Raw genomic sequence first — 18,937 nt, forward strand, 5'->3', positions numbered from 1 at the left:
AACAATTTGAGGAACTTGTGAGGGATAGGGCATTGGGAATCAATACTTGTCGGTTAAGGGGAAAAGGGGAAAGAAAAAACCTTTAACCTTTTCCCCAAACCCAATTCCGAGTTAAAAATTCTTAACCGAGCAGTATTGCATTGGGATTAATTCTTACCAATACACAATACCTACTCCTAGCTCATAACTCAGCACTGCCTCTAAATAAGTTGTGTAAACTTTTCAATAATTCTCTGGCCGTATAGGGTTTTGATAAAACTGCTTTCACATTAGCATCAGAAGCTTGAGCAAATATTTCCATCGAGTTCAGTCCGCTACAGGCAATAATTTTAACCTGGTTGTTCATTTTTTGCAGGGTGCGAATAGCGGTGATTCCGTCCATCTCCGGCATCATTATATCCATCAACACGGCATTGATTTGATGCTTGTATTGGGCATAGAGTGCGATCGCTTCTATGCCATTGCTGGCAGCTAGTATCCTATAGTTATAGTTTTCTAAAATGATTGCAGCAATTTCTCTAATTTGTGCTTCATCATCTACAACTAAAATCAATTCTCCCTCTCCTGGAAGGACATCTAGGTCTTCTATCTTGAACGCTTCAGTTGCTTCCACTGCTGGTAAAAACAGGTCAAATTTGCTGCCTTTACCAACATTGGTAGACACTTTGATAAAACCGGCATGGCTTTTAATGATGCCTAACACTGTTGAAAGTCCGAGTCCTGTACCTGTGTTGACTTCTTTTGTAGTGAAAAATGGCTCAAAAATTCTATCTAATATTTCTGGTGGTATCCCAACTCCATTATCGGCAACGGTAATCATAATGTAATGCCCAACTTGGGCATCGAGATTCATTCTGGTATAAGCTTCATCAATAAACTTATTTTCTACAGAAATTGTGATCTTGCCACCATCTGGTAAAGCATCGCGGGCATTTACTACCAGATTCATCAACACTTGATGCAGCTGTGTGATGTCCCCAGTGATAGCCCAAGTGTCTTCTGGGATAATCGTGGACAATTCAATAGATTTGGGAAATGTTTCTTTAACGATTTGGATAATTTCTGAAATCAGATACTTAACTTGGATAATTATCCGCTCTCCTTTAAATCCTCGCGCAAATGACAAGACTTGCTTCACTAAAGCTGCTCCACGTTGGGCGTTGCTTTCTACAAGTGCTAGCAGTTGTTCAGACCGCTCTTCGTCTTGGAAAAATTTTCCTTGGATCAATTGGGCTGCTGCCAAAATTGGTGTCAATATATTGTTTAAATCGTGGGCAATACCACCTGCAAGGATACCAATACTCTCCAATCGTTGAGCGCGAAAGAACTGTTCTTCAAGTTGTTTCTTTTCGGTGATGTCAGTGTCAACACTCAGGATAGATTTAGGTTTTCCTTCAGGATCGCGCATCAATGTCCATCGGCTTTGCACAACAATTTCTTTACCGGATTTTGTCACTTTAGATAACTCACCTTGCCACGAGCCACTCTCAATTACACTTTTTAGCGGTACTTCCAGTTGATGCTGGGTTCCTGCTGGGTACAAAATTTTCCGGAGGTCTTTTCCTATAACCTCTGTAGAGAGCCAACCATACATCCGCTCTGCACCTTTATTCCAAACTAATATTTGAGATTGGAAATCTCTAACTAATATGGCATCGGTGGCGATATCAAGTAGAGCGGCTTGTTCGGAAATTTTTTGTTCCGCCAGCTTGCGCTCAGTGACATCCCTATTTGTGCCGATCATCCGAATCGGTTGACCAATTTCGTTATAGTAAGTCTGACCTTTGCAGTTTAACCAGTGTAGGCTGCCGTCGGGCCAGATAATCCGATACTCTATAGATCCCTGTCCTTCCGCAATCATCCGAGCTATATTCACAGCCACAGATTCCCGGTCTTCTGGATGGATTAAATTGAAATAATCTTCAAGGCTTGGACACAAGGTGTTGCTCGGTAGACCATAAAGTGGCCCCATATTGGCAGACCAAATACAAGTATTGGTGATCAGGTTCCGATCCCAGATGCCCATGTGGGCTGCTTCGGTAGCTAAACTCAATCGCGCTTCACTTTCTCGCAATGACTCTTCTGCCAATTTACGCTCGGTGATATCTTCGGCGATACCACCATAGTATGGAACTTTTCCTTGGTCATCATAGATAGCAAAGCCCCGATCCCAGATCCAGCGCATCGATCCATCAGGTCGCAAAATTCGATATTCTATTGAAACCAACTCACTAATAAGCTGTTGCTTTGCTGCAATAGTTAAGCAATCGCGATCGTCTGGATGAACGTTATCTATCCAGGACTCAGGTTGCTCCAATAGACTTTGGCAAGAGCGACCCCAAATTTTTTCATAGGCAGGACTAACGTACAAAGTTCGGAATGAATCTGGGCTGGCAATCCAGATGACTGCGTGGGTATTTTCGGCAAAAGTGCGAAATTTTTCCTCACTTTGGTGTAGTGCAGCTTCGGCAAGTTGGCGTTGCTGTAACGCGGCTTGCTGTTCGGTAATATCTCTGCCTACCCCTTGAATTTCAACAACTTCCCCTTTGTCATTATGAATTGCGATCGCATTCCATTGAAACCAACGAATACCTTTAACTGTAAATATAAGTCGCTCAGAATTAGTCAAGGGTTGGGATGAAGATCCTAAAGCTGTGATATTATCCATCACTTGAGGCAAGTCATCTGGGTGAAAAAATTGCCAAAATGACTGACCATGATACTCATCTTGTTTCCAGCCAAAGGTTTGACAGGCAGCCATGTTAGCGAAGGTAATCTGCCCCTGCAAATCAATGCGGATAATTACGTCAAGTTGACTTTCCACTAGTTGGCGATAGAGGTTTTCGCTTTGCCGTAATGCAAGTTCTGCGCGTTGGCGATCGCTAATTTCTTGTTGCAACAAAACGTTGGACATGGCAAGTTCTGCTGTCCGTTCCGCTACTCGTTGTTCTAATTCATCGTAAGCTTGGCGCAGTGCTTCCTTTGTCTGTTGACGTTCGCTAATATCGCAAAGTAACCAGCGCCAGCCAACAAGATGCCCTTGTGAATCGTACATGGCAGCAACTCTAATGCTAGCCGGAAAAGCTTTGCCTCCGCGCGGTTTTAGGGAAATTTCCCACTCCTGTAACTGCTGCGAATTATTTAGTCGGGCGTTAAAAGCCTGATGGTCTTGATGAGCAATAAATAAAATTAATGGTTTGTTTCGCAAATATTTTTGCCGGACAGCCAGCATGGTTGCTGCCGCTCGATTAGCCTCTTGGATAATCCCTGCGACATCAGTTACCAAATAACCATCTGGAGCAAATTCAAACAAATCCTGGTAACGTTGGCGCTCCAATTCTACTAGCTCACGGGCAAGAGACAACTCTTCGTTTTGTTCGCGTAGTTCCTCTTCCACTACTTGGAGTTCTTCGAGAGCTAGCTGAAGTTCCTGATTCACTTGCATGATTTCAGCCGATTGGGACTCAACCCATGCTTTTAAGTGATTTTGAGTTTGGCTGCGGACTTGCTCTATCTCAATTGGCTGATTAACCCGCCTGAATTCATCTGTGGGTTTTTGTAAATATTCTTGCAAGCCTTCAACGACCCCAACCATTTTTACCAAGTCAAATGCTTGTAGTAAGCTAGTCTGGGTAATGATTCCTAGTAATTGCCCGCGATCGTCCAAAACGGGCAAATAGTCAGTCTGATGCTGACGCAATAATGACAAGGCAATGAAAATATCATTAGAATCTGATTGTCTAAGGGTAACTACTGGCTGCGTCATCACTTCAGCCATTGTTAGCGTGGATAAGTCTACTCCAGAAGCTATAAGTTTGATTACATCCTTTCCTGTAAAAATACCTAATAATCTTCCTGCCTCTAAAACGAAGATGCAACTAGTTAGTGGTTGAGTTCTAAAGCCTAAATCTAATGAATTTAAACTAATAGGTGCATAATTGCTAGCTATTTCTTGACTCATTAAGGCAATAGCTTCGACTACAAAACTATCAATGCTAATCGTTAAAGGAGAACGATTAATAACATTATTTAAGCTAGGTATGTTAATCAGAGGATCGTTGAATCGCATAGTTAATTCGTCAATTCTAATGATCTTTTTGATATCAGTACGAAATAATAAAAGCTAAAGTAAGTAAATTGTTGAAAATCAATAATTATTCTGCTGCAATTGCTAATAAATCAACTATTTGCCCTGTAAACCTTACAAGACCTAACACAGGCGATACGATACAAGTTAGTAACTAAACCAGGAAGTAGATAGAATTTTAGAATTGCTAAACTCATTCTATTGTCAAATTAGAGATAGCAGATCATCTATCTCAAGAGATTACCCTAATTGATGGTCTTGGTAGTCTTATGAGTATGAAATCTTTGAAATTAATTGAAGAGTGTAAAGATTAAAACCTTGCTCCCGAAGGTTTGTACTTTTGGCTTTTATTGATAAGGCTCCAGCCACACTTTCAAGAGACAGAAGCCTTAAAGGAAAAGGGTTTGACATTTTTATCAGAAAAATGGGTTTAAAACCCCGTGTTTACTTCGGCTAGGCTCAGTAACCATCCAGCACGGCTTTAAAGTAATGAGTAAGGAGTAATGAGTAATGAGTGGATAAAAAATGGGTATTTACTCATTACTTATTACTTATTACTTATTACTTGTTACTCATTACTCCAGAATCACCGTGCGTACCCTTCTCCTGACGGAGACGCTGCGCGAACGGGAACGCCAAGGGCGAACACGGCGGTGAGGATGTCAATCAATCATGGCGAATTGTACGCCACCAGTAAGGCTGCTCTTAAGTCCCATATTTATAGATAATTAGAGAATTTCTTAATAGCCTAAAGTTATTACTTAAAAAGTATGTATAAATATTGCAAAAATATTAAGTATCTTAAATTCCCTCACAAGTTACTCATTTTTTTAAACTATAGTCAAAATATAAACAAGTTGTTTTAAATATCTACGTGCTTGTCAACTGACTACTCTGATTTGCAATAACACTTTTATTAACAGGTTTGAGAAAAATATGAATTACTGTCCTTGCTGTTCAAGCTTACTTTTAGAACATATACGCGGTGCAGATAGTTACTGGTTTTGTCGCCACTGCTGGCAAGAAATGCCAGTTTATAACCTGAACGAATCCAGTTTATTCACCGAAGCTGTTATAGGGAAAATACCTAGGAAGCCTCAAAAAGAAAAATGTAGAAATAATACTGTTTACGCAAGCCAATGGCAACCTATCAAAGAATGGATAGGGCTACAAGATTTATCTGCCTAATCTCAACTTAATGTGATTTTTTTAGTATCATTTAGCTCTCAATAATTTGGCAAGTAATTGTCATAAAGTGTAAGGCTATAGTTCAACCTTGAGGTATTAACTGACACGGCTAGAAATATCAAGTCTAAAAAAGCTTGATTTTCGATTGTTATCTCATTTATCGCCTCTACATAGGAATGGCTAATAGATGCCTTGCCTCTAGTCAGCCATTAACAATTCGTAATTCGTAATAACGCTAGCACTGGTTCTCTGCTATTCTCCAGCACCTAACCCGCTCATTAAGATTTATTGTTGACTTCAATAATCTCTTCTAGGACTTACGCAAACAATAGTCAAAACCCTGATTCTCTGGTAGGGGCAATTCATGTAGACGCAAAGCGGCTTCCCGCAGGGTATTGCTCCTACAATATGTAGTTTTGTGTAAGTCCTATCTTGTTTAAAACCCCCGACTTAATTCGAGGGTTTTAAATGCATGAAAAATGAATTTTTAATTTTGATTTTATCGGGATACTGCTATGGGGCACTGCTTCTAGATGCAGCCTGTATCATCTTCCCAAGATTCATGATTGAGTAGGTCGATAATTCTATCTCTGAGTAGAAATTCGTTTTTTTCTAACTCAAGTTCAAAATTAACCCAGTCACGATGAGGAATATATTTACACAGGGTATAAATCGGCTGCTGACGGTTAACAAGTCTCTTTCTAACAAGTTGAAGTGCTTCTTCCTTGATAACTTCGATGTCGTATTTAACCGTAGTGTTCATAGGTCGTTCCTTTATTTTCAATCAAGGAATTAAGAATCAAAACAATGGTTTCTTTGACTCTACCTTAAACTTATCAAATAAATTAGCGAGAATTGTGAAGAATCAAGACATTAACTCTTGCTGGAAGTTAGATATCTCAGTAAGATACTCTTTGAGTTTCCCAGTATACCCCCCCAAGAGAGATTTTTGCAGAGCAATAACGCTAATATAAGAAGCTGTAAATAGCAGATGTAGATACTCTTTGGGCGACTTACCAAAAGGTAGGTTAGGGTAAATAACATTCTCTACAAAACTTATACTATGCTTTTGAATCTTGATAAAGTTCGTCAATATTTTCCTGCACTAGCTAGTGAATGGACTTTTTTTGATAATGCTGGCGGTTCACAAACTCTAAAAAAAGTAGTAGATAGAATTAGCGAATTTCTCCTAAGTTCCGATGTCCAGTTGGGAGCTTCTTATGCGGTTTCTCAACTTGCGGGAGAAAGATTAGCTTTAGCAACTAGGGGAATGGCTACTTTGATTAATGCCAATTCTTCTAAAGAAGTAGTGATGGGCCCTTCTACGACAATGATGTTGAAAGTTCTCTCAATTTGTCTAGGTCAAACCTTTACATCTGGTGATGAGATTATTGTTACTAATTGTGACCATGAAGCCAATATTGGTGCTTGGGTGGCTTTGGAAAAACAAGGAATTAAGGTTAAAGTGTGGCAAATTCGCCCAGATACCTTAGAACTTCATCTAGCAGATTTAGAACAATTGATGAATCAGCGCACCAAATTAGTAACTTTGACTCATGCTTCTAATGTTCTGGGAACTATTAACCCAATCAAAGAAATTGCTACATTTGTACACGATCGCAACGCGATGATTTGTGTGGATGGTGTAGCTTATGCACCCCACAGATTAGTTGATGTGCAAGATTTGGATGTTGATTTTTATGCTTTGAGTTGTTATAAAGTCTACGGGCCACATCATGCCTTACTTTATGGCAAAGAAGAACATTTATTAAGATTGCCCGGACTTAATCATTATTTTATTCAACAGACAGATATACCTTATAAATTTCAGTTAGGGAATGTCAATTTTGAATTAAGTTATGGAATGTTAGGCTTATGTGATTATTTAAGTGAATTAGCACAACTGCACTACGGCGATAAAACTGCACCTGATTTGAGAAGTCAGATGGTGCAAACATTTGATTTAATTAGCATACATGAAGAAGAACTTAGCGATCGCCTCCTAAGCTACCTCAACAGCAAGCCTAATGTCCGAGTAATTGGTCAACCAAAGGCTGACCGTCAATGCCGTGTACCAACTATATCTTTTGTAGTAGATGGAATAAATAGCTCAACCATTCCGGCAAAAGTTGACCAACATTATATTGGGATTCGCTATGGGGACTTTTATGCTAAACGGCTCATTGAATACTTAGGGTTAGCATCCCAAGGTGGAATAGTCCGGGTGAGTATGGTGCATTACAACACCCTTGAGGAAGTTAACAGCTTGATTGAAGCTTTTGAGCAGTTATTTTAAGAATGGGAATTGGGAATTGGGCATGGGCAAGAGGACTTGGGGACAAGGAGAATTGGGGACAAGGGGAAAGACTTGTTTCAAGTTCTCACCTCTTGTCCCCCTGCCCCCTTGCTTGTTCCCCATTCACCATTCCCCATTCCCAATTACCCATTACTAAGCTGCAAAACTTGCACCTCTTCTTGTGGAGAAATTAATGTTTTACCCACCGGGAGAACAGCTAAAGCATTAGTTTGAGCCAAATTAATTAAATTTCCAGAACTGTGACTACCACCAGCTTTGTGAAATTCATAAACACCATTAATTAAATGCAATTTACCCCAAAGGTAAGTTTCCCGCTTGCCATCAGATCGCAACTCATCATGCGATCGCACTTTCAAAAATACTGGTTCGCAACCTTCAGTAATTCCCGAAAGTTTCTTGATTGCTGGTAGCACAAACCGCCAAAAAGTCACTAACACAGCCGCAGGGTTTCCTGGTAAACCAAAGTATAGGGCTGAGTGGGGAGAGACGCGATTAATCGCGTCTCTACTGGGGAAAGTGGCGACAGTAAGGGGTTTCCCTGGTCTCATTTCCACAGATCGAATGTGGATTTCTGCTTTTAGAGACTCTATAATTTTGTCAACATAGTCATAATCTCCCACTGAGACACCACCAGAAGAGAGAACTATATCAGCGATCGCAACGGCATGGGCAATAACTCTCTCCAGAGCAACTGGATCATCCTTAACAATGCCTAACAGTATTGGTTCTGCGCCACTCTCCTTTACCAAAGCCGCCATCGCATACTGATTAGAATCCACAATTTGCCCTGGTTGTAGCGGTTGATCAACTGTCACCAACTCATCACCAGTGGAAAAAATTGCCACACGTGGACGGCGGTAAACATTTAATTGCGGACATTGTGCTGCCGCCAATACAGCTATTTCTGAGGCATTTAACTTAATTCCGGCTGGTAACAGTTGTGTTCCAGCTTGGTAAAAAGATGCTTTGTGTCTGACAAATTCTTGCGGTTGTGGTGCAGCCAGGATAAATACGCGGTTTTCCTCACGGCGTGTCTTCTCTTGGATAACTATAGTATCTGCACCTGCTGGAATCACCGCACCTGTGAAAATCCGCGCGGCTTCCCCTGATTGAATCCTAGACTTAGGCTGATACCCAGCCGGAATATCTTCAACAATTTCTAAAACGGCCGGTTGTTCGGCGCTAGAGTGCTGCACATCTTCGTACCGAACTGCGTAACCATCCATTGCCGAATTATCCCAATGGGGAAAATCTAACGGACTGGTGACAGGCATTGCCAAAATCCGGCTGTCGGCTGCCAATAAATCTACAACTTCTGTATCCCGTTGACAATCCAACGGTTGTACTAAATTTAAAATAATTGCTTGTGCATCGCTGACTGATACCATAGCGATCGCCTCCGACTTTTTACTTCATCTCTGTAAAGTAGCACTGAGTCTACTCTTGGTTAGCTTTGTAGAGATTTTTATGAGCAGTCAATCCCAAACTAAACACTGCTAGTAAACCTATAATTATGCTTCCTTCGGGAACTTGGGATACCTGAACGGAATTGTTACTTAAATCTAATATTTGCTTTGTGCCTGCTGCATCTCTATTGTTAAAACCAAATTCTTTAGCTAGAACCTCATCGCTAAAACCTTCATCTATGAGTGCGAGATTATTATTAAGCCATGTGTCGCCAGGAAGTTCATCATCCTTACCAACATCAAAGGGGCCAAAGATTTCCTGGGTAGTGTTATCAAAGTTAAATCTCAAAAAGCTATAGTTAGACACACTATTAACCACTGGAGTGAAACTATTGATCAGAGTACTAAATGGATCGAAGAAGGAAATTGAGAGAGACTGCAAGTTCTTCGTGGCTCCCAAACCTGCTTCAGAAATAACGCTTGGAGCAGTTGTTGTGTCGTAGTTAAATGAACCTTTAGCTGAATAACCGATGTCTCCCTTCCAATTAAAGTTAAACTCAGCAGCATCAGCTAGATCGTGAGTGGTTATAGCGATCGCTAATGCTAAAGCAGTAGTCGTCACCATCCCAATAGCTGTTTTAGCAAACAGATTTGTCATAGATACAACTTCCAAATAGGTTTTACAACAAAACAATACAATATTTACCAAAAGCAGACTCTTGTGCAGTGGGCAGCATGAATGCCCTAACTATGAGACTTTTCTCTGTATGTAAAGGTTTAAATACCAAACCCAAGTCATCACTTTAATATAAAAAACAAGAGCAATTATTATTCTCCAACCCCTAAATAAAAATACCTATTTTGTATGACTATTGAACGAATTCCCCAAAAACACTATCCCAAGGCTGAAATAGGGCGGCGAGCTATGGCATTAGGGCTTGATTTCCTCGGTGTCTGGTTAGTCAGTTCCCTACTGGGAGGCGGCGATATCGGGATTCAATTTTTGCAAATCCTCGTTTTTGTGATATTCTGGCTGATTTTGCGGGTACTAGTGCCATACAACAATCAAGGGCAAAGTTTAGGGCGTTGGGCGTTCGATTTAAAGGTGTTGGAAGTCGAAGATGGGGAAATAGTGGGCAGAATTCCAGATTTGCTCTCACTGGTGAAGCGAGAGGCGATTATCGGCTTGGGTGCGCTTCTAGTGTCAATTGCCCTGAGCAATATTAGAGCCAATCCCACTGCTATACTGCTAGTACTTCCCCTAGCAATTGATTGTGCGACTGCCTTCTCTGATACCCAGATGCGGCAGGCTTTACACGATCGCTATTGTGGAACTTTCATTGTTTCGTCGCGTCGTGGCTACTCACTTGATATAAAAGTTAAAAGATTAGTTGAAAATATGCGGCGGAATGTGAGAAGATAGTCATTTGTGTTAATTCTCTTCAGGCTTCACTGTTTGTAAGATTATGGCTAAGAGTAAAGGTGCCCGCATTATTGTGACACTAGAGTGTACTGAGTGTCGGACAAATTCAGATAAGCGTTCTGCTGGTGTTTCACGTTATACCAGTACCAAGAATCGCCGCAACACCACTAACAGGCTAGAACTGAAAAAGTTCTGCACCCACTGCAACAAACATACCGTTCACAAGGAAATTAAGTAGAGATGAGTTATTTCCGTCGTCGTCTTTCTCCAATTAAGCCAGGAGAACCAATCGATTATAAAGATGTTGATTTATTGCGTAAATTTGTCACCGAGCGGGGTAAAATACTGCCACGGCGGATTACTGGGCTTACGTCTCAGCAACAGCGAGAGTTGACATTAGCAATTAAACGTTCGCGGATTGTGGCCTTGTTGCCATTTATCAATGCGGAAGGTTAGATCAATTTTGGATTTGGAATTTTAGATTTTGGATTATTAAAGGGAAGCTGCATTTAAATAAACATCTGGCTTTGTCTTTCTGAGTCCAAAATCTCAAATCTGAATCAGAGAGTGTAAAATGAATTGCTGCATGAAAAATTGTTGGATTTAGGATTTAATAAACACCAGTTATAAAATCCCTTCGGGTTCAGCAGTCGCTCATGGGGGAAACCCCCAAGACCGCGCTGCTTCACCAAAATCCAAGTTGCGCTGTAAGCGCACCAAAGGTGGAATCAAAATCTAAAATTATTAGAGCGCGAGAGTTGTGGAGAAGGGCACGCTAGTTGAATTTAGGGTTCAAGGCGATCGCCGTCTGGGGATCGTAGAACGTCCAGACGGTAAAACCCGCTGGTTTGTGGTAGACGAACGTGGTCAATCCCACAGCCTCGCGCCTAGACAAATAACTTATACAGTTACCGGACAAACTTACAAGCCCTCTGAGATCGCGAGCTTTTTAGAGCAAGTCAACCCTTATTTAGACCCATCTAGCTTAGAGGTAGCTTGGGAAATACTGGTTGAAGATGGGGAAACAATCACCCCAGAGCTGATGGCGAATCTGTTATTTTCCGAATCAGCCGCGCCTCATTGTTACGCCGCCTATTGCTTGTTATCAGACGACAAACTTTATTTCAAGCAAAAAGGAGACGCTTACGAGCCGCGAACTGCTGCTCAGGTGGCAGAACGTAAGCACCAGATGGAAGTAGAGGCATTAAAAGCTAAAGGACAGCAGGAATTTTTAACTCGTGTTGAGCAGGCGCTCAAAGGTGAAGCAGTAGAATGGCAGCGCCACGATCGCCAGCGTCTAGAAGGACTAGAAAAATACGCAGCGTTGCTTGCTGACACAGTGCGGACGGGTGTTAATTATGACTCATTAGCTCGCGCTTACCCGCCAAGCGCTCCAGTATTAGAAACTATGACCATGCTGGGACGGCCCACAACGCCCCAAGGGGCTTTTCAACTATTAGTAGATTTGGGTTGCTGGAGTCCTTATGAAAACTTGTTCCTGCGTCGTTCTTCAATTCCGATTCAATTTCCTAATAAGGTGTTAGAAGTGGCGCAACAGCGTTTGGATTTCCCGCCGATTGACTCAGATACAAACCGCCTTGATCTGACTCACCTGAAGGTTTACACCATTGATGATGAAACTACCACAGAGATCGACGATGGTCTAAGTTGGGAAATTCTGCCCGATGGACGAGAGCGCCTGTGGGTGCATATCGCCGATCCCACTAGATGGTTAGTGCCGGAAGATGAGTTAGATTTGGAAGCCAGAAAGCGCGGTAGCACAGTTTATTTACCTACGGGAATGATTCCTATGTTCCCAGAGGTATTGGCAACTGGGCCAATGAGTCTAATCCAGGGACGGGTTTGTTGCGCCCTCAGCTTCGGAATTATTTTAGGTACAACTGGGGGAGTAGAAGATTACAGCATTCATACCAGTTCCATTAAGCCGACTTATCGCCTTACCTACGAAGATGTAGATGAAATGCTGCAATTACGTGTACAGGCAGAACCAGAAATTGCTGCGATCGCAACTTGGGCACAAAAGCGCAAAACTTGGCGTTACGCTCAAGGGGCAATTAGCATCACAATGCCCGAAGCGATGATCAAAGTCAAAGGTGACGAGATCAATATTGATATTTTGGACGATTCCCCATCACGGCAAGTAGTCGCAGAAATGATGATTGTTGCCGGTGAAGTTGCGGCTCGTTATGGTAAAGCTCATAACATACCTTTACCCTTTCGCGGTCAGCCCCAACCGGAATTACCCCCAGAAGAAGAATTACTGCTACTTCCAGCCGGATTCGTTCGCGCTTGCGCCATGCGTCGTTGTATGCCCAAAAGTGAAATGAGCATTACGCCTCTGCGCCATGCTGGTTTAGGTTTGGATACTTACACTCAAGCAACATCTCCCATCCGGCGTTACAGTGATTTGCTTACCCACTTTCAGCTGAAAGCCCATTTGCGCGGTGAAGTTCTGCCATTTTCCGCAGATCAACTTAAAGAAGTGATGATGAATGTCACCAGCATCACCCAAGAGGTGACGATGGTAGAACGGCAAACGAATAGATATTATGCTCTAGAGTATTTACGCCGTCATCCAGAGGAAACTTGGGATGTAACTGTATTGATGTGGCTGCGAGAAGACAGCAACTTGGCCTTAATTTTGATCGAAGATTTAGGTTTGCAGTTACCAATGGTTTTCAAACGTTCTGTTAACTTGGGCGAACAGATAGTGGTGAAAGTTAGCCATGCCGATCCACAAAAAGATATGATTCAGTTTCAAGAAATAGTTTATCAAGAAGCCCAAACAGCGGCGAATTAAGTAATTCGTAATTCGTAATTATTTGGTGAAACACTCGCGCGTAATTGTCTTTCTTGCTGATTTTGAATTAGTTGGGGATGACGTTTGCGATCGCTGCAAAAAGCTCCGAAAAAGCCAAGGCGTATGGAATTGTCGGTGGCACACTGCTTGAATGGGGCTAAACAGGCAAAGTCCGTTTCCGAGGACTAAGGGAAAATTCAAAGTTTTAAACCCGTCCTCGTGGGTTTTGATTGTGTTTGACGTGGTTTATAACGGACTATCTAACTTAATTTCCATTCCAGCAATTTTATTAGTATAATAATGGATCGTGTCGAATTAAAGCTATACCATGCCTAAACTCAAGACTCGTAAAGCCGCAGCCAAGCGATTCCGTGCCACCGGCACCGGTAAAATCGTGCGTCGGAAAGTTGGCAAAAGCCACCTTTTAGAACACAAATCTTCCGACAAAAAACGTAGCATGTCCAAGACCACACTTGTACATGAACGTGATGAACTCAACGTGCGCTTAATGCTCCCATATTTGTAAGTCCTTCAGGAAATAAGTTATGACACGGGTAAAACGCGGTAATGTAGCTCGGAAGCGCCGCAATAAAATTCTCAAACTAGCTAAAGGTTTTCGCGGTTCTCACTCAACTCTGTTTAGAACTGCCAACCAACAAGTAATGAAGGCACTACGTAGTGCCTACCGCGATCGCAAAAAGAAAAAGCGCGATTTTCGTCGCCTCTGGATCACCCGCATCAACGCTGCTTCAAGACAACACGGCTTGAGCTACAGCCAATTGATCGGTAACTTGAAAAAAGCTGATATCCAACTAAATCGCAAGATGTTGGCACAATTAGCAGTCCTCGATCCAGCTAGCTTTGGCAAAGTTGCAGAACTAGCAGTTCAAGCTAAAGGATAAAGGTGGCAAGGGATGTATAACAGATGTAACAGATGGCAAATAATTACTCGGTTACATCTGGTATTATCCGCCACGATATTTTGGATATCTTGCTTTTCCATAGTGGGGACAGGATTCACTGCATCTGCCGCCGAAATGCCAGAAATTCAGCAGCGCGGCTATCTAACTGTTGCTGTTAAAGACAACTTGCGCCCCTTGGGATTTAGAGATGCCAATGGTAATTTGCAAGGCTTAGAAATTGACTTGGCACAGCGATTAGCACTTGACTTGATTGGGAAAAGAGATGCTGTCAAATTGCAACCTGTAGCGAATCGCGATCGCCTGTCTGTAGTCTTAGACAAGAAAGTTGATTTTGCGATCGCTAGGGTGACAGCAACCGAGTCACGCAGCCGTATAGTTAGTTTCAGTGTTCCCTACTATTTGGATGGCACTGTATTAGTTACAAAAGATGTCTCTGTGAATAAGTTGAGTGATTTGGCAAAACAAAAAATTGCCGTACTTAACAACTCCAGCACTATTGCTCAAGTGCGCTTCTATCTGCCAAACGCCGAGTTGGTAGGAGTAAATTCATATCACGAAGCGCGAGAGAAAATAGAAAGTAATACTGCCGTAGCCTTTGCCGCCGATGCTAGCGTTCTGAGCGGTTGGGTGCAACAATATCCTCAATATCGGCTACTGCCAACTAAGTTATCAACTGAACCCTTGTCTGTAGTTATGCCCAAGGGATTGCAGTACGATGAATTAAGACGAAATGTGAATCAAGCGATCGCTCGTTACTTAGAACAAGGTTGGCTCCAGCAACGCTCTCAATATTGGGGTTTACCATAAATTGGTCATTGGTCATTGGTCATTGGTCATTAGTGAATAACAAATGACAAAGGACAAAGGACAAATCACAAATAACAAACTTTATAATATTTGTATTTGCAGCAATGGATAACAGTCTAGCCGTTGTTTATCTCTCAATTTTGGTGGTTATACTCACAATTGCAGCCGTGAGTGTTTTTCGCCAGATTTTCAAAACTCGCAAGATTGAAGGCTCCTTTGCAAAATTGCGAAAGAAGTTAGAGAAAGAAAAGGGTACGACTCAAGAATATTATGAGTTAGCCAGTATCTATTCAGAAAAAAAACTATATTCCCAAGCGATCGCGCTGTTTCAAAAAGCTCTGAAAGCTGCTGAAGAAGAGGAAGAAGAAAATATTGCCCCTATTTACAACGGGCTGGGCTATATTTATTTTATCCAAGAGCAATATGACCTCGCAATTCGTCAGTATAAAGAAGCTCTGAAATCGAAACCAGACTACGTAACAGGGTTGAATAATATTGGACACGCTTATGAGAAGAAAAAATTAACTACTCAGGCGTTACAAAGCTACGAAGAAGCACTAAAGCTCGATCCAAATAACTCGATTGCGAAACGCCGTGCTGAATCTTTACGCCGTTTGGTTTCTGCGTAATTAAAATTATGGGGAATGGGGTATGGGGAAAAACTCTTCACTAGTCCCCAGTTCCCTAAGAGGATGTTTGAAAAGTCGTAAAGTATACTAGAAACCCCTCTCCAAACCTCTCCCCGAAGCGGAGAGAGGCTTTGAAACCCTAATTCCCTCGTAGGGAAGGGGGGCTAGGGGGGTTAGGTTTCCAAGGCTTAGGTGTTACGAAAAATACTTTTCAAACAACCTCTAACTGTTAAAAAATTAATTTGGCTTGAACTTCTAAATTAGGACTCATACAAAACTGCACGCAGTAGGGACAATACCCTGCGGGTACTCCGTTGGAGAACTCGTAGGGTAGACGTTTTGCATCTATATGAATTGCCTCAGAAAATCAAGATTTTGGCTATTTGTTGCCTAAGCCCTGCTAATTTATCGGGTTTCAAGCTTCGGCTTAGAAATAGATAACTATACGTCTTTTGTAAGAATGTGAAAGATGATTAAGCGGCTAAGGCATTTTTTGTGGCTAGCTATTGCCATAATTGTTTTTATTTCTCTCTCACTTGGATTAATGGGAATATTGATGGCTCAACAGCCTGCGATTTCCCATCCTCTCACTTCGCTAACAGAGGCAGAAATTAGTACAGCTGTTTCGGTCATTCAAAAAGAAAAAACTTTGAGCGAAATGGCAGCTTTTCCACTGATTGCTTTACAAGAACCAGATAAAGAAGAAGTTCTGAAATTTACACCGGGTAAAGCTTTTGGGCGAAAAGCTTTTTTGGTAATCTATGAGCGATCGCAAAACAAAACTTATGAGGGTATCGTTGACCTAAAAAGTAAAACCTTAACATCTTGGAAAGAAATACCATCAGTTCAACCTGCGATCGTCGCTTCAGAATATGAACTGGCAACTCAAGCTTTTAAATCAGACCTCCGATGGCAAACAGCGATGCGAAAGCGGGGAATTACAGACTTCAACCAAGTCAAAATCAGTTGTTGGGCCCCAGGAATTTTGAGTAACCAGGAAGAAGCAGCAGGAAACCGTCTTTGTCGGGGTTTATTCTACTACAAGGGCGAAAGCGATCGCTGGAATTATTACGGCAGTCCAATTGAAGGAATATTGGGAACCGTCAATTTGAACACAGGTAAAATTTCTAGTTTCGTGGATAGGGGGATAGTTCCTTTTTCTAAGGAAAACTGGAACTACGATGTCAAGTCCTTGGGTAAATTACTTTCACCACTTAAAGCATTAAAGATTCTGCAACCAAATGGTGCAAGTTTCCGGCTCAATGACAATGAAATTAGCTGGCAAGGTTGGAAGTTCCGCTATGTAATGCATCCCCGTAGTGGATTGGTACTGTACCAAGTGACACACAACGACGGCGAAAATATCCGACCAGTTTTATACCGCGCTAGCCTATCAGAGACGGTAGTGCCTTACGGCGATCCAAATCCCACTTGGTCATTTAGAAATGCCTTTGATGTTGGGGAATACAATTTTGGTTCTCTAGCAACCACGATGGAATTAGGTAAGGAAATTCCTGAAAACGGTCTTTTGGTCGATGCTGTATTTGCTAATGGCGATGGAGAACCTTATGTTATGCCAGGAGTTATCGGTATATACGAGCGAAATAACGGTATGCTCTGGAAGCATTATGAGTATGGCACTCAGCGTAATGATGTTCGTCGTAGTCGAGAATTAGTCATGACGATGACTGCGGCCATTGACAACTATGATTACAGCATTAATTGGATCTTTCACCAGGATGGGACTTTGGAAGTCCAAAATGAGTTAACGGGTATCGTCCTGGCGCAGGGAACGGCTGCCCAAAAGCAATCTGAGGATGATTCCTATGGTCGCCTAATCGCTAAGAATATCTTTGGAGTGAATCACCAGCATTTTTTCAATTACCGCCTAGATTTCGATGTCGATGGCCAGGCTAATTCTGTGATGGAAATGAACGTGAAAGCTTTGCCAATGGATGAGAAAAATCCATTAGGAAATGCGATCGCACTTTCAGAAACCCCACTCACAAAAGAAACGGCTGCTGTGCGCGATTTGGATCTAAAAAGCAGTCGGGAATGGATGATTGTGAGTGCCGATAAGAAAAATCCGCTAGGGGCTGCACCTGGATATATGCTGATGCCTGGTGGAAATTCCATGTTTTTTCCAGTGGAAGGCTCAAAGATCCGACAACGGGCAGAATTTGCAACTCATCACGTGTGGGTAACAAAATATAAACCGGCTGAACTCTATGCTGGCGGCGATTATCCTAACCAGACTCAACCAGGACAAGGTTTACCAAAATATATTGCAGACGATGAACCCTTGATGGGTGAAGATATCGTGCTGTGGTACACAATGGGCGTAACTCATATTCCGCGATCGGAAGATTGGCCTGTGATGCCTGTTCACCGAGTTGGCTTTAAGCTAGTCCCTAGAGGATTCTTTAGCCGGAATCCAGCGATAAATTTACCTGAGTAAAATATTTGTTGGCTCAAGTTTCCTTCCTTCAGGTTTTTTGTCATGTCTAAAGGCGGTAACTTGAATGCTGATAAACTTATATAGGTCAAATACTGGCACTTGTTAAATAGGATATCTAATGAACTTTCCAGAAATTAATATTCCCGGTAATGGCAAGCTGCACGCTCGTTTAATTACTTCCTTGGGTGAAATTGTAGTTCGTTTGGAAGAAGAGCGAACCCCCAACACCGTCAAAAATTTTGTTGGTCTAGCAACCGGAACAATCGACTGGAAAGACCCTAAAACTGGTGAATCTGGCAAAGGAACTCCAGCTTACGATGGGGTTCGCTTTCACCGGGTCATCCCTGATTTTATGATTCAGTGTGGCGATCCTCTGAGCCGTTATATTGATACAGCCAGCCGATGGGGTACTGGTGGCCCAGGATATCAATTTGAGGATGAGTTTCATCCTGAATTGAGACACACTGGTGCAGGTATCCTGTCAATGGCTAATGCTGGACGAGGTACAAATGGTTCGCAATGGTTCATTACAGAAGCACCAACGCCTCACCTTGACAACAAACACAGCGTTTTTGGTGAAGTTGTCCAAGGTCTAGATGTAGTCAGCAAGATTGCTAATGTGCCCACGACTAGAGATCGTCCGAATCAAGAAGTGGTGTTACAAAAAGTAGAAATTTTTCGGCAGTAGTTAACGCCTCTCTAGTACCGCAAGGCGGAAGTCAAAAGTCACCTATGCTTTAATTTTGTTCTATCTTTCTAGGGCTAGCCCTTTCAAAGTGACTCGTTAAATCTCTTTTCTTCTCTCTGCGCTCTCTGTGCCTCTGCGGTTTAAAAGTAATTTATCTAACCACTCCAGACGCAGAGAAAACAGAGAGAAT

Annotated in this window: 15 protein-coding genes; 11 read left to right on the forward strand and 4 right to left on the reverse strand. The window is 42.1% G+C overall.

The features are described from left to right. Nucleotides 1-181: 181 nt before the first annotated feature. Nucleotides 182-4,069 carry a PAS domain S-box protein gene (locus FD724_RS17485; protein WP_179073495.1) on the reverse strand — a complete coding sequence of 1,296 codons (3,888 nt, stop codon included), beginning with the start codon at nucleotides 4,067-4,069 and terminating at the stop codon, nucleotides 182-184. 1,735 nt (nucleotides 4,070-5,804) lie between these two features. Continuing rightward, nucleotides 5,805-6,038, reverse strand: coding sequence for a DUF4327 family protein (locus FD724_RS17490; protein WP_114084653.1), 234 nt, complete (start codon nucleotides 6,036-6,038; stop codon nucleotides 5,805-5,807). Between the two features lie 300 nt (nucleotides 6,039-6,338). Here FD724_RS17490 and FD724_RS17495 point away from each other — a divergent pair, with 300 nt between their 5' ends. Continuing rightward, on the forward strand, nucleotides 6,339-7,571 hold the full coding sequence (locus FD724_RS17495; protein WP_179073496.1) for a cysteine desulfurase-like protein: 1,233 nt from the start codon (nucleotides 6,339-6,341) through the stop codon (nucleotides 7,569-7,571). Nucleotides 7,572-7,714: 143 nt separating this feature from the next. Here FD724_RS17495 and glp read toward each other — a convergent pair whose 3' ends face one another. Both glp and FD724_RS17505 read right to left on the reverse strand, forming a co-directional pair. Beyond that, complete coding sequence (gene glp, locus FD724_RS17500; protein ID WP_179073497.1) at nucleotides 7,715-8,980, reverse strand: gephyrin-like molybdotransferase Glp; 1,266 nt, start codon at nucleotides 8,978-8,980, stop codon at nucleotides 7,715-7,717. A 49-nt stretch (nucleotides 8,981-9,029) separates the two neighbouring features. Next, the gene (locus tag FD724_RS17505; RefSeq protein ID WP_179073498.1) at nucleotides 9,030-9,656 is read right to left on the reverse strand and encodes a PEP-CTERM sorting domain-containing protein; all 627 of its coding nucleotides are present in this window, start codon (nucleotides 9,654-9,656) and stop codon (nucleotides 9,030-9,032) included. 207 nt (nucleotides 9,657-9,863) lie between these two features. On the opposite strand from FD724_RS17505, the gene FD724_RS17510 reads away from it, so the two are divergent. The 10 genes from FD724_RS17510 to FD724_RS17555 all read left to right on the forward strand — a co-directional run bounded on the left by FD724_RS17510 (nucleotide 9,864) and on the right by FD724_RS17555 (nucleotide 18,747). Next, the gene (locus FD724_RS17510) at nucleotides 9,864-10,421 is read left to right on the forward strand and encodes an RDD family protein (protein ID WP_179073499.1); all 558 of its coding nucleotides are present in this window, start codon (nucleotides 9,864-9,866) and stop codon (nucleotides 10,419-10,421) included. Nucleotides 10,422-10,464: 43 nt separating this feature from the next. Continuing rightward, nucleotides 10,465-10,659, forward strand: a complete 195-nt coding sequence (gene rpmG / locus FD724_RS17515; protein WP_094333178.1) for a 50S ribosomal protein L33 — start codon at nucleotides 10,465-10,467, stop codon at nucleotides 10,657-10,659. A 2-nt stretch (nucleotides 10,660-10,661) separates the two neighbouring features. Next, the gene (rpsR, locus tag FD724_RS17520; RefSeq protein WP_012411240.1) at nucleotides 10,662-10,877 is read left to right on the forward strand and encodes a 30S ribosomal protein S18; all 216 of its coding nucleotides are present in this window, start codon (nucleotides 10,662-10,664) and stop codon (nucleotides 10,875-10,877) included. Nucleotides 10,878-11,181: 304 nt separating this feature from the next. Continuing rightward, complete coding sequence (locus FD724_RS17525) at nucleotides 11,182-13,242, forward strand: ribonuclease catalytic domain-containing protein (protein WP_179073500.1); 2,061 nt, start codon at nucleotides 11,182-11,184, stop codon at nucleotides 13,240-13,242. A 328-nt stretch (nucleotides 13,243-13,570) separates the two neighbouring features. Continuing rightward, nucleotides 13,571-13,768, forward strand: a complete 198-nt coding sequence (gene rpmI, locus FD724_RS17530) for a 50S ribosomal protein L35 (RefSeq protein WP_114084646.1) — start codon at nucleotides 13,571-13,573, stop codon at nucleotides 13,766-13,768. Nucleotides 13,769-13,787: 19 nt separating this feature from the next. Next, nucleotides 13,788-14,144 (forward strand): 50S ribosomal protein L20, encoded by a 357-nt coding sequence (rplT, locus tag FD724_RS17535; RefSeq protein ID WP_114084645.1) that lies wholly within the window; start codon nucleotides 13,788-13,790, stop codon nucleotides 14,142-14,144. A 12-nt stretch (nucleotides 14,145-14,156) separates the two neighbouring features. Continuing rightward, nucleotides 14,157-14,972 carry a transporter substrate-binding domain-containing protein gene (locus FD724_RS17540; protein WP_179073501.1) on the forward strand — a complete coding sequence of 272 codons (816 nt, stop codon included), beginning with the start codon at nucleotides 14,157-14,159 and terminating at the stop codon, nucleotides 14,970-14,972. A 104-nt stretch (nucleotides 14,973-15,076) separates the two neighbouring features. Then, nucleotides 15,077-15,601, forward strand: coding sequence for a tetratricopeptide repeat protein (locus tag FD724_RS17545; protein WP_114084643.1), 525 nt, complete (start codon nucleotides 15,077-15,079; stop codon nucleotides 15,599-15,601). A gap of 469 nt (nucleotides 15,602-16,070) precedes the next feature. Further along, nucleotides 16,071-18,059 (forward strand): primary-amine oxidase, encoded by a 1,989-nt coding sequence (locus tag FD724_RS17550; protein WP_179073502.1) that lies wholly within the window; start codon nucleotides 16,071-16,073, stop codon nucleotides 18,057-18,059. Nucleotides 18,060-18,177: 118 nt separating this feature from the next. Continuing rightward, the gene (locus tag FD724_RS17555; protein ID WP_179073503.1) at nucleotides 18,178-18,747 is read left to right on the forward strand and encodes a peptidylprolyl isomerase; all 570 of its coding nucleotides are present in this window, start codon (nucleotides 18,178-18,180) and stop codon (nucleotides 18,745-18,747) included. The last annotated feature ends 190 nt before the right edge of the window (nucleotides 18,748-18,937 follow it).

This window comes from Nostoc sp. C057, assembly GCF_013393925.1.
In the GTDB taxonomy this organism is placed as follows: domain Bacteria; phylum Cyanobacteriota; class Cyanobacteriia; order Cyanobacteriales; family Nostocaceae; genus Nostoc; species Nostoc muscorum_A.